The 15030-nt window shown below is 61.7% G+C and carries 13 protein-coding genes; 6 read left to right on the top strand and 7 right to left on the bottom strand.

What is annotated here, in order from left to right; all coding sequences use genetic code 11:
• Positions 1-6 precede the first annotated feature (6 nt).
• The 6 genes from J4E53_RS00315 to J4E53_RS00340 form a co-directional block, all read right to left on the bottom strand.
• Complete coding sequence (locus tag J4E53_RS00315) at positions 7-426, bottom strand: DUF6691 family protein (protein ID WP_103308029.1); 420 nt, start codon at positions 424-426, stop codon at positions 7-9.
• A gap of 2 nt (positions 427-428) precedes the next feature.
• On the bottom strand, positions 429-863 hold the full coding sequence (locus J4E53_RS00320) for a YeeE/YedE family protein (RefSeq protein ID WP_103308030.1): 435 nt from the start codon (positions 861-863) through the stop codon (positions 429-431).
• A 43-nt stretch (positions 864-906) separates the two neighbouring features.
• Positions 907-1239 (bottom strand): TSUP family transporter, encoded by a 333-nt coding sequence (locus J4E53_RS00325; protein ID WP_305891268.1) that lies wholly within the window; start codon positions 1237-1239, stop codon positions 907-909.
• Between the two features lie 65 nt (positions 1240-1304).
• Positions 1305-1784 carry a hypothetical protein gene (locus J4E53_RS00330; RefSeq protein WP_060741861.1) on the bottom strand — a complete coding sequence of 160 codons (480 nt, stop codon included), beginning with the start codon at positions 1782-1784 and terminating at the stop codon, positions 1305-1307.
• A 37-nt stretch (positions 1785-1821) separates the two neighbouring features.
• Complete coding sequence (locus tag J4E53_RS00335) at positions 1822-4569, bottom strand: cation-transporting P-type ATPase (protein WP_060741862.1); 2748 nt, start codon at positions 4567-4569, stop codon at positions 1822-1824.
• 59 nt (positions 4570-4628) lie between these two features.
• Positions 4629-5552 (bottom strand): universal stress protein, encoded by a 924-nt coding sequence (locus J4E53_RS00340; protein WP_060741863.1) that lies wholly within the window; start codon positions 5550-5552, stop codon positions 4629-4631.
• A 257-nt stretch (positions 5553-5809) separates the two neighbouring features.
• On the opposite strand from J4E53_RS00340, the gene J4E53_RS00345 reads away from it, so the two are divergent.
• Positions 5810-7060, top strand: a complete 1251-nt coding sequence (locus tag J4E53_RS00345; protein ID WP_103308031.1) for a DUF4010 domain-containing protein — start codon at positions 5810-5812, stop codon at positions 7058-7060.
• Positions 7061-7160: 100 nt separating this feature from the next.
• Positions 7161-8072 carry a universal stress protein gene (locus J4E53_RS00350; protein WP_103308032.1) on the top strand — a complete coding sequence of 304 codons (912 nt, stop codon included), beginning with the start codon at positions 7161-7163 and terminating at the stop codon, positions 8070-8072.
• 51 nt (positions 8073-8123) lie between these two features.
• On the opposite strand, the gene J4E53_RS00355 is transcribed toward J4E53_RS00350, so the two are convergent.
• Positions 8124-8687 (bottom strand): GNAT family N-acetyltransferase, encoded by a 564-nt coding sequence (locus J4E53_RS00355; RefSeq protein ID WP_072347403.1) that lies wholly within the window; start codon positions 8685-8687, stop codon positions 8124-8126.
• Positions 8688-8932: 245 nt separating this feature from the next.
• Here J4E53_RS00355 and J4E53_RS00360 point away from each other — a divergent pair, with 245 nt between their 5' ends.
• The 4 genes from J4E53_RS00360 (at position 8933) to J4E53_RS00375 (ending at position 14825) form a co-directional block, all read left to right on the top strand.
• The gene (locus J4E53_RS00360) at positions 8933-9826 is read left to right on the top strand and encodes a universal stress protein (RefSeq protein ID WP_060741867.1); all 894 of its coding nucleotides are present in this window, start codon (positions 8933-8935) and stop codon (positions 9824-9826) included.
• A 213-nt stretch (positions 9827-10039) separates the two neighbouring features.
• Entirely contained in the window at positions 10040-12412 is a 2373-nt protein-coding gene (locus J4E53_RS00365) for a phosphoketolase (RefSeq protein WP_103308033.1), read from the top strand.
• 66 nt (positions 12413-12478) lie between these two features.
• The gene (locus tag J4E53_RS00370; RefSeq protein WP_103308034.1) at positions 12479-13369 is read left to right on the top strand and encodes a universal stress protein; all 891 of its coding nucleotides are present in this window, start codon (positions 12479-12481) and stop codon (positions 13367-13369) included.
• Positions 13370-13469: 100 nt separating this feature from the next.
• A complete protein-coding gene (locus J4E53_RS00375; protein ID WP_207268094.1) occupies positions 13470-14825 on the top strand; it encodes an MBL fold metallo-hydrolase RNA specificity domain-containing protein in 1356 nt (451 codons plus the stop codon).
• Positions 14826-15030 lie beyond the last annotated feature (205 nt).

Consider the following 15030-nt stretch of genomic DNA (forward strand, 5'->3'; position numbering starts at 1 on the left):
TCCTGATCAATGGACACGCCGGGTTTCCAGCACGGTGAACAACCACATGCCCGCCAACATGGCCAGCATGAAGACAAAGGCTTGCCAGTGTCCGGTCAGCAGGATGGCCACGGCGGGGCCAGGGCAGATGCCGGCGATGCCCCAGCCGATACCGAACACCAGGCTGCCACCGATCAGGCGTGGGTCCAGTTCTCGCTTGACCGGCAACTGCATGGGGCTGCCCAGCAGCGAATGAGTCTGTTGGCGCGCCCAGGCCAGCGGGACGATCGCGGTGCCAATCGCCCCGATCATCACCAGCGCCAGGGACGGATCCCAGGCGCCGGCCAGGTCCAGGAAACCCAATACTTTTTCCGGGTTGGCCATGCCTGCCAGGAGCAGCCCGAAACCAAAGAGCAGGCCAGCGATGAATGCCGTCAGTTTGCGCATGTTCAAACCCCTATCACGTGACGCAGGACAAATACCGTGGCGAAACCGCTGAGCATGAAACACGCGGTGGCGACCATCGAGCGCGGTGACAGGCGTGACAGGCCACACACGCCATGGCCACTGGTGCAGCCCGAACCGTAACGGGTGCCGACACCCACCAACAGGCCCGCGACAGTGAGGCCTAGCCAGCCGTTCTGGAACTCGATCGGCGGCAAGGTGGCAAACACGCCCCATACCAGCGGCGCGACGAGCAGGCCCAGGAGAAACAATGCCTTCTCGCCCAGCCCTTCGCTGCCTCGCTGCAGCAGGCTACCGATCAGCCCGCTGATGCCGGCGATCCGGCCGTTGGCGACCACGAACAGGCTGGCCGCCAAGCCAATCAACATACCGCCGGCAAGGGATGACCAAGGCGTAAAGTTGAGCCAGTCAAGATTCATCAGCGTTCTCCGGTACACAATCGTTGATATTCCACTATGCGATTCAACCCAGGGCTTTTACCAGCAGCGCGGCCGCTACCAGCGTCGACACAAGGGCGAAGCCATCTTTGCAGATGGGTTCCGGCAACTTGGCAGCGACCAGGCGCCCGCCGAGCATGCCGACGATGGCCCCCATGGAAAAGGGTAGCGCTATTGGCCATTGCAGGTGGCCTGTCGCAGAGCTCGTCAGCACCCCTGACAGGGCAACCCAAGCGATAACGGTCAGCGACGTGGCGAGCACCGATTGCGTGGTCAGATTGCTGTACCGTTGGCGCGCCGGAACCACGACGAAACCACCGCCCACGCCGAGCAGCCCGAAAAGCACCCCGCCGACCACGCCCTAAGTCGTGAGCACCCACGCGCAAGGGCCGGTCCAGTTAGGCGCTGCCCTGGGAGACCGGTCTAGGGAGATGGCGTCCCCATGTTCTGCTGGTGCTGCATCATCTGTTCCATCATCATTTGCTGCATGCCCATGTAGTTGTCCATCATGTACTGGTGTTGCTTCATCTGCTCAGGCGTCATCCGGGAATAGTGGTTGCCCATTTGTTTCCAACCCATCATCGGGCCGTGTCCCTTCATATGGCCGCCCATCATGCCGCCCCCCATCATCCCATTCATCATCTGCATGCTTTGCTGCATCATGGCCTGGTGATCTTGCATGAGCTTCTGGCGTTGCGCCGGATCGGTGGTTTTCTGGATCAGGCTCATTTGCTCCTGCATCTTCTTCAGGTTTTCCTGGGCTTTCGCCATCTGCTGATCAAATTGTTCAATGCTCATTGATGGCGGCGTCGGATTGGCGGCGTCGGTGGCCTGCTGGGCAAAGGTAGGCGTGGGGAAAAGCACCGCGGTCAGGGCGAGGGCGGCGAGTCTGGATGCGTTCATGGTTCAGGTCCTGGCGGGGTGGGTAGGGGAGTGATCGTCACGGTTGACGATCGGACTCGCTTAAACGCAGTCGAAGCTGTTTTTCAATTTCGATGATGGCGAACAGCGCAATGCCCACCGCGATGATCAGCAGTCCATCCATGAAGGGCACCGCTTGGGTGGCGAACACGGTTTGCAGCGGCGGCGCGTAGGTGATGGCGAATTGAGCGACGGTCACCACCGCGATGGTCGCCCACACAACCTTCGTACCCCGAAGGCCCTTCCAGGTCAGTGACGTGCCGTAGAGATTGCGGATAAAGAACAGGTGGAAAATTTCCATCACGACCAAGGTGTTCACTGCCAGGGTGCGGGCCAGTTCGACGGAGTAGCCTCGGTCCAGGGCATAGGTAAAGATGCCGTAGACACCGCACAGGAACAGAATGGAAACGAGCACCATATGCCAGACCAATGCGCCGCTGATCAACGGCTCCTGTCGTGAGCGCGGTGGCCTGCGCATGGTGTTGTCTTCGGTCGGTTCGAACGCCAGCGCGATACCCAGCGTGATAGCGGTAATCAGGTTGATCCACAGGATCTGTATCGCCGTGACTGGCAATGTAAGGCCAAACAGCAGCGCGACAATCAGGGTCATTGTCTCGCCCGCGTTGGTGGGTAACGTCCAGCTCAGCACTTTCTTGATGTTGTCATAGACCGTGCGGCCTTCACGCACAGCGGCGACGATAGAGGCGAAGTTATCGTCCGCCAGTACCAGGTCCGCGGCTTCCTTGGCTGCTTCACTGCCTTTGCCGCCCATGGCGATGCCGGCATCTGCGCGCTTGAGCGCTGGCGCGTCGTTGACGCCGTCGCCGGTCATGGCCACGGTCATGCCGTTGAGTTGCAGCAACGTCACCAGCCGGAGCTTATGTTCGGGGCTGGTACGCGCGAAGATGTTCACTTGCTTGAGCGATTCCCTGAGGGTTGCATCGTTCATTGCATCCAGGTCAATGCCCGTCAGTACCTTGTCGGGGTTGTCCAGGCCGATCTGATCAGCGATGGCGCAGGCGGTGCCGGCGTGGTCCCCTGTGATCATTTTCACGACAATGCCGGCCGCCTGGCATTGCTTGATCGCCTGGATCGTTTCCGGGCGGGGCGGGTCGATCATCCCGACCAGGCCAAGCAAGGTCAGTGTCCCTTGCACATCGGCAAATTCCAGGATGGCGTGTTCGGGTGGGACGGACCTGACGGCGAGCGCCAACACGCGTTGGCCTTTGCGGGCGATGGCATTGGCCTGCGCGTGCCAATAGTCGGTATCGAGCGGGGCCGTTGCCCCCGTGCTGCTACGCTGGCATGTGCACATGGTCAAAACCTGCTCCGGCGCGCCTTTGACATAAATCGCGGCTTGTCGGTCATGGTTGTGATGCAGCGTTGCCATGAAGCGGTGTTTAGCGTCGAACGGAATGGCATCGGTGCGCGCCCAAGTGCCGCGTTCCTCTTCACCGTTGATACCGGCCTTGGCGCAAAACACCAGCAATGCACCTTCCATGGGGTCTCCTTCGACCTTCCAGGCGTCTTCGTGCTGCCTCAAGCTCGCGTCATTGCAAAGGCTGGTCGCGCGCCCGAGTTCGGCCAGCACCGGGTGGTGAGAGGTGTCGATCAACTGATCGGCAAGGTTCATGTTGCCCGAAGGCTGATAGCCGACCCCGTCGACCGTGAAGGTCAGGTCACTGGTGACGACGGATGCCACCATCATCTCGTTACGGGTGAGGGTGCCGGTCTTGTCCGTGCAGATGACCGATACCGAGCCCAGGGTTTCGATGGCCGGCAGGTGCCGAACGATGGCGTTGCGATGGGCCATTGCCCGCACGCCCACCGCCAGGGTGATGGTGAGTACGGCGGGCAACCCCTCGGGTATGGCCGCGACCGACATGCCCACCACGACCATGAATATCTCGGTGAAGACGTAATGCCCGACAAAGTGGCCATAAGCGAGTAGCAGACCGGCGATCAGCAAAATCAATAGCGTCAGCCAGCGGGCGAAGACGTCCATTTGCTGTATCAGGGGCGTCGTCAGCGGCTTCACTGCCGACAGCAGGTTGCTGATGCGCCCGATTTCAGTCGAGGTTGCGGTGGCGACGACGACCCCTGTTGCTTGGCCGCAGGTCACCAGGGTGCCACTGAAGGCCATGCAGGCACGATCAGCCAGGGCTGCTTCGATGCGCACCGGTTCGGTATTTTTTTCAGCCGGTGCGGACTCTCCGGTCAGGATGGCTTCCTGGACCTGGAGCCGATTGGCATGCAGCAGGCGCAGATCCGCCGGGACTTTGTCGCCAGCCTCCAGCAAGACGATATCGCCGGGTACCAGTTCCTCGCCTGCGATGCCCAGGCGTTCGCCGGCACGTATCACCGTTGCGCGGGGCGCCAGCATGTTGCGGATGGCATCCATGGCCTGCTCGGCCTTGCCTTCCTGGACATAGCCAATGATCGCATTGACCACCACGACGGCAAGAATGACCACCGTGTCCCACAGGTGTTGCAGCGTTGCGGTGATTGCAGCGCAACCGAGCAGTACATAAATCAGGATGTTATGAAATTGCAGCAGAAATCGCTGCCACGCTGGCCGCCGGGCTGACGCTGGCAACCGGTTGAAACCCGTACGCTCAAGCCGGGCCTGGGCTTCGGCGATGTCCAGCCCGGCTTGCTCATCGACACCCAGGTGTTTGAGTGCCTGTGCGGCGGGCAACGTGTACCAGGCCAGGCCCTGCGAGGGCGTTGTCGGGTGCGCCGCAGGTATGTTGCTCGGTCGGTTCATCAGCCGCGCTCCTGTGGGTACGGTGCGGTTGTTCTGCGGGTCATCTGCGCAACTGCACCTCAGCCAATTCGCTGCGGCGCAATCACCCACAGGCTGCAGGGCATTTTGTACAGCAGGCTTTCCACTGTGCTGCCGATCAGCTTGTCCAGGCTGCCGTAGCGCACGCGCCCCATGACGATGACGTCAATGTCATGGGATGCGGCGTAGCTCGCCAACACCTTGGCCGGGTCACCCATGATCATGCGTCGCTGGTCCGGGGCGATGCCATTGCGTTCGGCCAGTGCATCGAAGGCGGCGCCCTGGGATTCGTAGAGCTGGCGGGCCAGGGTCGAGGAGAAGAACATCGAACCGTTGCCGAAACCGTATTCGGCGGCGGTAATGGACGAAAGGTCATAGGCGTAGATGACTTCCAGCGTCGCGTCGCAGCGGGTGGCCAGCTTGTTGGCTTCGCTCAGGATACGGTCATTGAGGCCTTCGTAGTGTCCGTCCTGATGGAACGGGTCGATGGCGGCCAGGATCTTGCGCGGACGAGCGTGGGCGACCTTGTTGACGAAGTGCAATGGAACTGCGCATTCGCGCAGCAGGTGCACGTCCAGCGGTGTGAACATCAGTCGGGAAAACCATGACTCAGGGTCCACCGACTTGATCAGCGCAGCCATCGGCGCTTCCTTGAGGTGGACCAGGATTTCCTGCAAGGGGCGCTCGACCCACGTCACTTCTGTCGTGACCTCGATGCCGAGGTTGCGCAGGGGCCTGGCCTGTTCCTCCAGCCACTGCCGATGGCGCTCGATGTAGCCCAGGCGCATCTGCTCCAGTGCTTGTTCGTTGACCAGGCCCGCCGTGGCCAGGCCTTCGAGGTAGTCAAACGCGACAATATGCAGCGCCGCGCCTTCGGCCCTGGCCAGTGCGGCGGCCCGGTCGAACGCCGGGCTGTGTTCCATCAGTGGCGAGACGACCAGCATCAAGCGTGATTGCGTAGACATGACAAACCTCCCGGGCAAGGACCTGTTGGCGCCGGGCGACGTTTCGCGCGGCGTGGTGTCTGTCATCGATCATGAGCGTCATGGCGCCCGGTAACTTGATTTGCATCAAACACGCTTCAAAGCGTTGCGTTGAAGGCGGCAACGGCGCGGCAATCGCGCTATGTTTGAGCATGATCAGTCGCCCCAGGGCCCGAGCGCAGTCGGCTCGGGCCTCTGGATTGAGTGACAACCGCAGGCAGCGCCAGAGAGCCGTGACCATGACTGAAACCCTGGCTTTCGCCAATGCCGCCGCCGCGCTGGGAATCGGCCTGCTGGTGGGGCTTGAGCGCGAACGGCGCAAAGGCGAGGGCGACAGGCGCGACTTCGCCGGCCTGCGCACCTTCGCCATCACGTCCGTGCTCGGCTACCTGGCGATCCAGGCGGGCGGTCCCTTGTTGCTGGGGGGCATGACCCTTGCCCTGGGCGCATTGGTGACCGTGGCCTATTGGCGAAATCTCGACAAGGACCCGGGGATTACCAGCGAGGTGGCGTTGTTCGCGGTACTGGCACTGGGTGCGCTCTGTGCGAGCGCCCCGGGCCTGGCGACGGCGATTGGCGTAGTGATTGCCGGGCTGCTCGCCAGCCGCCAGACGTTGCACCATTTTGCCCGCAACCAATTGACGGCCACCGAGCTGCGCGATGGCCTGGTGCTGTTGATCGCCGCGCTGGTCGTGCTCCCGCTGGCACCGGATCGATTCCTCGGGCCTTATGACGCAATCAACCTGCGCAACCTGTGCACCCTCACCGTCATGCTGATGGCGGTGGGTGCGCTGGGGCATGTCGCGGTTCGAACCCTGGGGACCCGCTATGGCTATGCCCTCAGTGCGATTGCCTCAGGGTTCGCTTCCGCCACAGTGACAGTTGCGACCATGGGCGGCATCGCGGTAAAAGAGCCGATCAATCTCAAGGTGGTGAGCGCCGCGGCGGTATTATCCAACCTGGCGACGGTGGTTCAAATGAGCCTGATTCTCGCAGCCGTGGACCCCGTGCTGCTGCGTTGGATGTGGGGGCCGTTGGCGTGCGGGATGCTGATGGTATTGCTCTACGCCGGCATGCTGATGTTTCCCCGTCCAAGGGCGCGGGCCGATGAACCCATCAAACACGGCGGTGCCTTCAGCCTCAAGCTGGCGTTGACCATGGTTCTGGCAATGACCGGTATCACCGTCCTCTCGTCGGCGATGCTCGATGCGTTTGGCCAGGCCGGGGTGACCGTCACCGCGATTTTCAGCGGGTTGCTCGACGCCCATGCCTCGACGGCCTCCATCGCGTCCCTGGCCAAGGGCGGGTTGTTGCCCTCCGACGGCGTCGCCGTACCGGTGCTGATGGCGCTGAGCAGCAACTCCCTGAGCAAATGCGTCGTCGCCTGGCTCAGTGGCGGGCGAAGGTTCGCCGGGTATGTGATTCCCGGCCAGGTGCTGGTCACACTGGCGATGTGGGCAGGGCTGTTGCTCCCGAGTTTGTCAGCCTGAATGATGGCTGTTTGATGAAGATCAAGTCCTGTCTCGGGCAGGCGTCCATTCTGGAAACCTCAATCCTTTAAGTGGCTGTCGCCACGTGCCGAGGTGTTCCATGTCCCAGACTCAACGTTTATTGCTAGTGGCGCCTGACGCCATGATCCGTACGCCGGCGTTCGACCGCGCCACCGAGTTGGCCCTAGCGCTGGACCTGCCCCTGCATATTGTGGCGTTCGACTACCTGGAGTTGCTCTCGGTGGCCGGTCTGTTCGCCCCGGAACAGGTCAAGCAAGCGCGTGAGGGTTATCTGGAAACCCATCGGCATTGGCTGTGGCAACAGGCCGAACTGGCGCGCCGGCACGGCGTCGAGGTGACCTGCGAGGTGGTGTGGAGCAAGGATGCCTTCCAAGCCTTGCAGCAATACGTCAAGGAGATGCCGATGGCGTTGATCATCAAGGACGCGCAGCCGGAACCGGCGATGAAACGGGTGTTTTTCACACCCCTGGACTGGCGCTTGCTGCGTGACTGCCCGGTGCCGGTGCATCTGGTCACGGATTCGCGTCACCCGCGGCCTCGGCGGGTCCTGGCGATTGTCGATGTGCTGCGCAGCGAGGAGCAGGATCTGGTGTTCAACGACCAGATCGTCGACGCCGCGGTCAAACTGGCGGAACAATGTAATGCCCAGGTCGAGTTGCTGCACGCCTTCGATTGGACGGCTGTCTACGCCTCGGACATGGGCATTGGCGCGCTGCCCCTGGCCACCGGGCTCTATGAAGCGTTGGGCCAGGCCCAGCATGAGGTGTTCGAGTCCCTGGCCGAGCGGCATGGGGTCGCACCGCAGCAGCGCCACTTCATCGAAGGAGCGCCGCTGAACAGCATTTGCACGTTCGCCGCCGATCACCAGGTCGATGTCATCGTCATGGGCACCACGGCGCATCGTGGCCTGGACAGGCGCTTGGGCACTACCGCTGAGCTGTTGCTGCAACGGGCGCCCTGCAGCGTGTTGGCGATCAAGCCGCAAGCGTGACGGGATCAACGCTGTGCGAGGCCATACCAAGGCCTCGCGCAGCGTCCGGAGCTAAAGGTAGAGCCGGTGGATGACCTGCCGGGTGTCGTCGGGATCGCTGTGGGTTTCAAAACCCAGGCTATGGGCCAAATCCCGCATCGGGGCATTGCTGGCCGCATCGACGGAGTACATCTGGCGGTAGCCATTTTTACGCGCGGTGTCGATCAGGTGCTCCATCAGCAACGTCCCCAGCCCCAGGTGTTGCCAAGGGTCGGCGACCGTCACCGCGCACTCGCATTCGTGTTCCTGGGTCGCGCAATAGCGACTGACCCCGATCTCGATCAACTCGCCGTTGTCATGGACCAGGGCGATGTAGGCCATGCGCGTCTTGCAGTCGACGTCCATCAAATTATCGAGCAACGCCGCGCCTGGCTCATTGATCTGCGCCAGAAAGCGCATGTGTCGGGACTCCGGTGACAGGCGCATGATGAAGTCGTATTCGCGCTGGCGATCCTGCTCCCTGAGCGGGCGGATCAAGACATGCCGGCCGTCCTTGAGTGCCTGGATCCAGTGTTTGCCACTGATGCTGGCATACAGGGCAGCGGCGCGTTCGTTGTGGTCTTTGACAGTGAGCATGGTGCGATCCTCCCTCGGATGTACACGTGCGTGCGATAAAAAGCTACGCATTCGATAGTGTTCTACGCCCGCCACGGCGATCGATTCTGATCTGGATCAGTGCCCGCGTATCCGTCCGTCGATTGCCCTGCCTTTGATTCAGATCAAACCGTCCGGGGCCTAGATGGGCGCACGCTGAAGATCGTGCCGGAAAAGGCCGGTGCAAGGTTCTGGATTTCGTATGGGCAATCCGATGGAGGTGTGCGATGGGGCAATACCAGCGTCTGCTATTGATCGTCGAACCCGACCTGCATCCTTCTGCGGCGATGCGCAGGGCCTGTGCCCTGGCCCGGGCCAGCGGGGCTGCGCTGCACTTGTGCGCGTTCGTCCAGCCACCGGCCCGCACCCACTTATGGGGTGAAAAAATCGATGAAGCGAGCGTGCAGCGCTATTTGCACCGCTATCGTCGCTGGATGGTAGAAGAGGCGGCGCTGCTCAAGGAGGAAGGCCTGGATGTGACGACTCACGTGGTGTGGACGCTTCATCCGTTGCTGGAAATCCTGCGCTACGTCGAGCAGTTCAAGCCTGACCTGCTGATCAAGGACGTTACCCTTGAACCCTTGCTCAAGCGCGTGTTCGCCACGCCCCTTGACTGTCATTTATTGCGTGACTGTCCGGTGCCGGTGCACCTGGTCAACCAGGCGGTGCACAGCTTGCCGCGGCGGGTCGTGGCTGCGGTGGACCCCTCGGATCCCGAGGCCAATGCCTTGAATGAGCGTATCGTCCAGACGGCCACCGCGCTGGCCCGGCAGTGCGACGCTTCGTTGCATCTGTTGTACGCCTGCGACCTGTCGCCGGCCTTCAATGGCGAAGCCTCGTTGCTGGCCGGTGCCTGGGATGACGACTTTGCCGACGCCCTGCGCGAATCGCTGCATGCGGCGCTTATCAGCCTGGCCGAGCGCTGTGGCATACCGGCGGAGCGTCGGCACTTCGTCGTTGGCCTGCCGGTGCCGGTCATCCAGGAATTCATCGACGAATTCGAGGCCGATGTGGTGGTGATGGGTACTGTGCACCGCGCCGGTCTTGAGCGCTTGATTGGCAGCACGACAGAGCGTGCCTTGTATTCGGTGCCGGGCAGTGTGCTGGCGGTCAAGGAGTGAGTACGACGGCCCCATGGACCTGTCCGCTCATCAGGCGCTCCAGCGTTTGGTTTGACTTGGACCAATGGGTAGCAGGCAAGGCCGGCGGCACCAGGGCATCGAGCAAGCACCTGGTATGACCTTAGCGTCCCTGGTTCTGATGTAAATCAAGTCACATGCCTTCCTGCGTTCCAGAATCAAGCATGGCAATCCTGTGTTTTTGCGGAGGACGTGATGAGCGATTTTCTCAGCCCCGACCAACTGGAAGGCATTGACGCCTACTGGCGTGCGTCCAATTACCTGGCCGTGGGGCAAATCTACCTCAAGGACAACCCGTTGCTGCGCAAACCGCTGCAACGCGATCATGTCAAACCGCGCCTGCTGGGCCATTGGGGCACGACGCCGGGGCTGAACCTGATTTACGTGCACCTCAATCACCTGATCAAGACCCGTGACTTGAACATGATCCTGATCACCGGCCCCGGTCATGGCGGCCCCGCCATCGTCGCCCAGAGTTACCTGGAGGGCAGCTTCACCCAGTGTTACCCCTCGGTGGAGCAGAATGAAAACGGAATGCTGCGCCTGTTCCGGCAATTTTCCTGGCCTTATGGCTTATCCAGCCATGTCTCTGCGCAGATTCCCGGCTCCATCCATGAAGGTGGGGAGTTGGGTTATTCCCTGGCCCATGCCTATGGCGCAGTGTTCGACAACCCTGACCTGATCGTGGCTTGCGTCATCGGCGACGGTGAGGCCGAAACCGGCACGTTGGCGGCGAGCTGGCACTCCAACAAATTCCTCAACCCCAGGCGTGACGGGGCCGTGCTGCCCATTCTTCATCTCAACGGTTTCAAGATCGCCAACCCCACGCTGCTTTCGCGCATCAGTGAAGACGAACTGTCGGCCCTGATGTATGGCTACGGCTACGATCCTTATTTTGTCGAAGGCGACGATCCGCAAACGGTGCACCAACAGTTGGCCAGGACCCTGGACGGCATGTTGCTCAAGATTCGCGAAATCCAGCGCATGGCCCGCGCGGATTCGTCGGGACGTACCTTGGAGCGCCAGCTTTGGCCAATGCTGGTGCTGCGCACGCCCAAGGGCTGGACCGGTCCGAAATTCGTCGATGGCCAGCAGGTCGAAGGCACCTGGCGCGCCCACCAGGTGCCGCTGAGCCACTTCGAGTTGCCCCAGCATTTGATGCAACTGGAACAATGGCTCCAGAGCTACCGTCCGCAGGAGTTGTTCGACGACAACGGTGCGTTGCTGCCGGACATTGCCGCCTTGGCGCCGACGGGACATCGGCGCCTGGGCGCCAATCCCCATGCCAATGGTGGCGTGCTCCTCAAACCCCTGGAACTGCCGCGGTTCACCGATTACGCCGTGCAATTCTGCGCACCCGGCAGCGTGCAGGCAGAGGCCACCCGGGTGTTGGGCGGTTTTGTGCGTGATGTGATGAAGCACAACCTGCGGGCAGGCAATTTCCGTCTGTTCGGCCCCGACGAAACCGCCTCCAATCGTCTTGATGCGGTGTACGAGGTCAGTGGCAAAACCTGGATGGCGGCCCTGGAGGCAAACGATACGAACTTGGCATGCGATGGCCGGGTGATGGAAATCCTCAGCGAACAAGTGTGTGAAGGCTGGCTGGAGGGGTATTTGCTGACTGGCCGGCATGGGCTGTTTTCCTGCTATGAGGCGTTCATCCATATCGTCGATTCGATGTTCAATCAGCACGCCAAATGGCTCAAGACCGCCGCCCAGATCCCGTGGCGCGCGTCGATTGCTTCGCTCAATTATCTGCTCACGTCCCATGTCTGGCGACAGGACCACAATGGCTTTTCCCACCAGGACCCGGGGTTCATCGACCTGGTGGCGAACAAGAGCGCCGACGTGGTGCGCATCTACCTGCCGGCGGACGCCAATTGCCTGCTGTCCGTTGCCGATCACTGCCTCAAGAGTCGCGATTACATCAATGTGATCGTGGCCGGCAAGCAGCCGGAATGGCAGTGGCTGGACATCGATTCGGCCGTTCGGCACTGCTCGATCGGGATCGGTCGCTGGGCCTTTGCCTGCAACAACGACGAAGACCCGGATGTGGTGATGGCTTGTGCCGGTGACGTGCCAACGTTGGAAACCCTGGCCGCTGTCACGTTGCTGCGCGAATACGTACCCGACCTGCGCGTGCGGGTAGTGAATGTCGTGGACCTGATGGCCCTGCAACCGCCGCAACAGCATGCCCACGGGTTGCCGGACGCCGAGTTCGATGGGTTGTTTACCGTGGACAAGCCAGTGATTTTCGCCTTCCACGGCTATCCGTCGCTGATCCATCGGCTGGTCTACAAGCGTCACGGCCACGATAACTTCCATGTCCGCGGTTTCATGGAGGAGGGTGCCACCACCACGCCGTTCGACATGGCGGTCATCAACCACCTGGACCGCTACCAACTGGCGCTCGATGTCATCCAGCGCGTGCCACGCTTGCAGCCGCTGGTGGACAGTGCTCGGGATCGCTATTGGGCAACCATGGAAAAGCACCAGTTGTACCTCATCGAGCATGGGCAGGACATGCCCGAAGTCTTGAATTGGCGCTGGACGCCGACGCCGCAATGACGGCCAACATGCCTCATGGCATCGACGCTGCGCCGTGGCGTTCGAGCCCGACTTTGGAGACCCATCATGAGCCAGTACCAACGCCTGTTGCTGATCCTCAACCCGGCACAGCGTCATTCGCCCGCCCTGCATCACGCCGCGGCCCTGGCGGCGGCCAGTGGAGCGCACTTGCATGTCACCGCCCTGATTCCCTCGCTGGACATTCTTTCGCTGCTTGAAGAGGGGCCTCGTGAGGAAGCGCGGCAGAACTATCTCCAGGACCATCGCCATTGGTTGGAGGATGAGGCGGACAAGTTGCGCCGCCGTGGCCTGCGGGTCACCACTGAGGTGGAATGGGCCCAGAAGATGGGCAAGCAGATCCTGAAACACGTTACGCAGATCCAGCCGGACTTGCTGATCAAGCAGGTACAACACGAGCCCATGCTCAAGCGGGCATTTTTCACCCCGCTGGACTGGCAACTGCTGCGCAACTGTCCTGTGCCGATGTATCTGGTTGGGGCCACCGGTCATGCGCTGCCGCGTACAGTGGTCGCGGCGGTGGACCCTTCCAGTGCGTTTGCCCAGAACAGTGGGCTGAACGACCGGATCATCCGCCAGGCAATGGGGCTGGCCTTGCAGTGCGACGCCGAGCTGCACCTGGTTCACGCCTATGAAGTGTCGTCAGTCTATCTGGGGGATGTGGGCGGTGGCGGCCTGGCGCTGTCGCAGCTCAGCAAGGAACTGCGCAGGAGCCTGGAAAAAACCTTTCTGGAACTGGCGAACCTGTTTGGTGTGCCGGCCGAGCGCAGGCATTTTCTACTGGGGCATCCGGTCTCGGCCCTGAGTGAGTTTGCCCTGGAGCATGAAGTGGACGTGATCGTCATGGGGCGATTCCAGCACGACGATCTGCATGGGCTACTGGGCAGCACGACCGAGCACATCCTGTACCAGGTGTCTTGCAGTGTCCTGGCGGTGTGATGGATCGGACTCGACCGCTTAGCTGTTGACAAAGATCAACGGCAACGAGGTCCAGCAATGTGATTAATAGACTGACGATCGATTGCCCAGGAGCACCGCCATGCGCATGACATTTCTCGGGGCCGCCGGTACGGTCACCGGCAGCAAGTATCTGCTGGAACACGACGATCAGCGCATCCTGATCGATTGCGGCCTGTTCCAGGGCTACAAGCAATTGCGCCTGCATAACTGGGATCCCTTCGAGCTGCCGATGCGTGACCTGGATGCGATCGTACTGACCCACGCCCACCTGGACCACAGCGGCTACCTGCCGGTGCTGGTGCGTAATGGCTATCGCGGCCCCATCTATGCTTCGCCAGCGACCTGTGAGTTGGTGAAGATCCTGCTGCGTGACAGCGCCCGCCTGCAGGAAGAAGAAGCCGAATACGCCAACCGCAAGGGGTTTTCCAAACACGCACCGGCCTTCCCGCTGTACACCCGTGAACACGCTGAACGAGCGCTGAAACTGCTGCGCCCGATTGCATTCGAACACCCAGTGGAGATCGCCCGGGGGATAACCATCTTGCTGCGTCGCGCCGGACACATCCTCGGTGCCGCGACGGTACAGGTCCAGGCCGCAGGGGTGACGCTGGTGTGTTCCGGGGACTTGGGGCGACCCGAGGATCCGGTGATGTTCGCGCCGAAGGTCATCGAGCAGGCGGATGTCCTGTTGGTGGAATCCACTTACGGCGACCGTCGGCACCCACACGAGTCGCCGGAAGATCAATTGGCTGAGGTGATCACTCGCACCGCGTTGCGCCGCGGCATCACGTTGGTGCCCTCGTTCACGGTTGGTCGTGCCCAGTTGCTGATGTACCACTTGTATCGCCTGAAACAGCGCCGGGCGATCCCCGATATCCCGATCTATCTCAACAGCCCCATGGCCATCGACGTCACCCGGTTGTACCAGCGCTTTGGTGACGAGCACCGTCTCTCCAGGGAAGAGTGCGAAGGCATGTGCCACATCGCCCATCCGGTGCGCTCGGTCAAGGATTCCATGGCCCTGGACCTGCAACGCACCCCGGCGGTGATCATCGCCGCCAGTGGCATGGCCACCGGCGGGCGAGTGCTGCACCACCTCAAGAGCCTGGCGCCCAACCCCATCAACACCTTGCTGATGCCCGGTTTCCAGGCTGGCGGTACACGCGGTGCGAGGATTGTGGCCGGCGAGCCGGCGGTGCGCATTCATGGCAAGGATGTGCCGATCAATGCCGAAGTGGTGCCCATGCAAACGCTGTCGGCCCATGCCGATGCGGACGAAATCATGCAATGGCTGGGCGGCTTCAAGACACCACCCCGGCACACCTATGTCGTGCATGGCGAGCCCAATGCGTCCGATGTCTTGCGCCATCGCATTCACGACGAATTGGGTTGGTCGGTGTCGGTGCCGGAGTACCGCGATAGCGTCGAACTCTGAGCCACCGCCTTCGCGAGCAAGCTCGCTCCCACAGGGGATTTTCTGTGCCCACGGGATTTGTACCCGCCACGGTTCAGTGTTGGAGCGGGCTTGCTCGCGAAGGCATTAGTCCAGCCCCCATCATCGTCAGCTGACCCACCGCTATCGCGAGCAAGCTCGCTCCCACAGGGGGGGGCTGTGGTCGCGGGATTTGTGCCCGCCAAGG

It is taken from the genome of Pseudomonas sp. FW305-28 (genome assembly GCF_017351395.1).
GTDB classification, from domain to species: Bacteria; Pseudomonadota; Gammaproteobacteria; order Pseudomonadales; family Pseudomonadaceae; genus Aquipseudomonas; species Aquipseudomonas fluorescens_AA.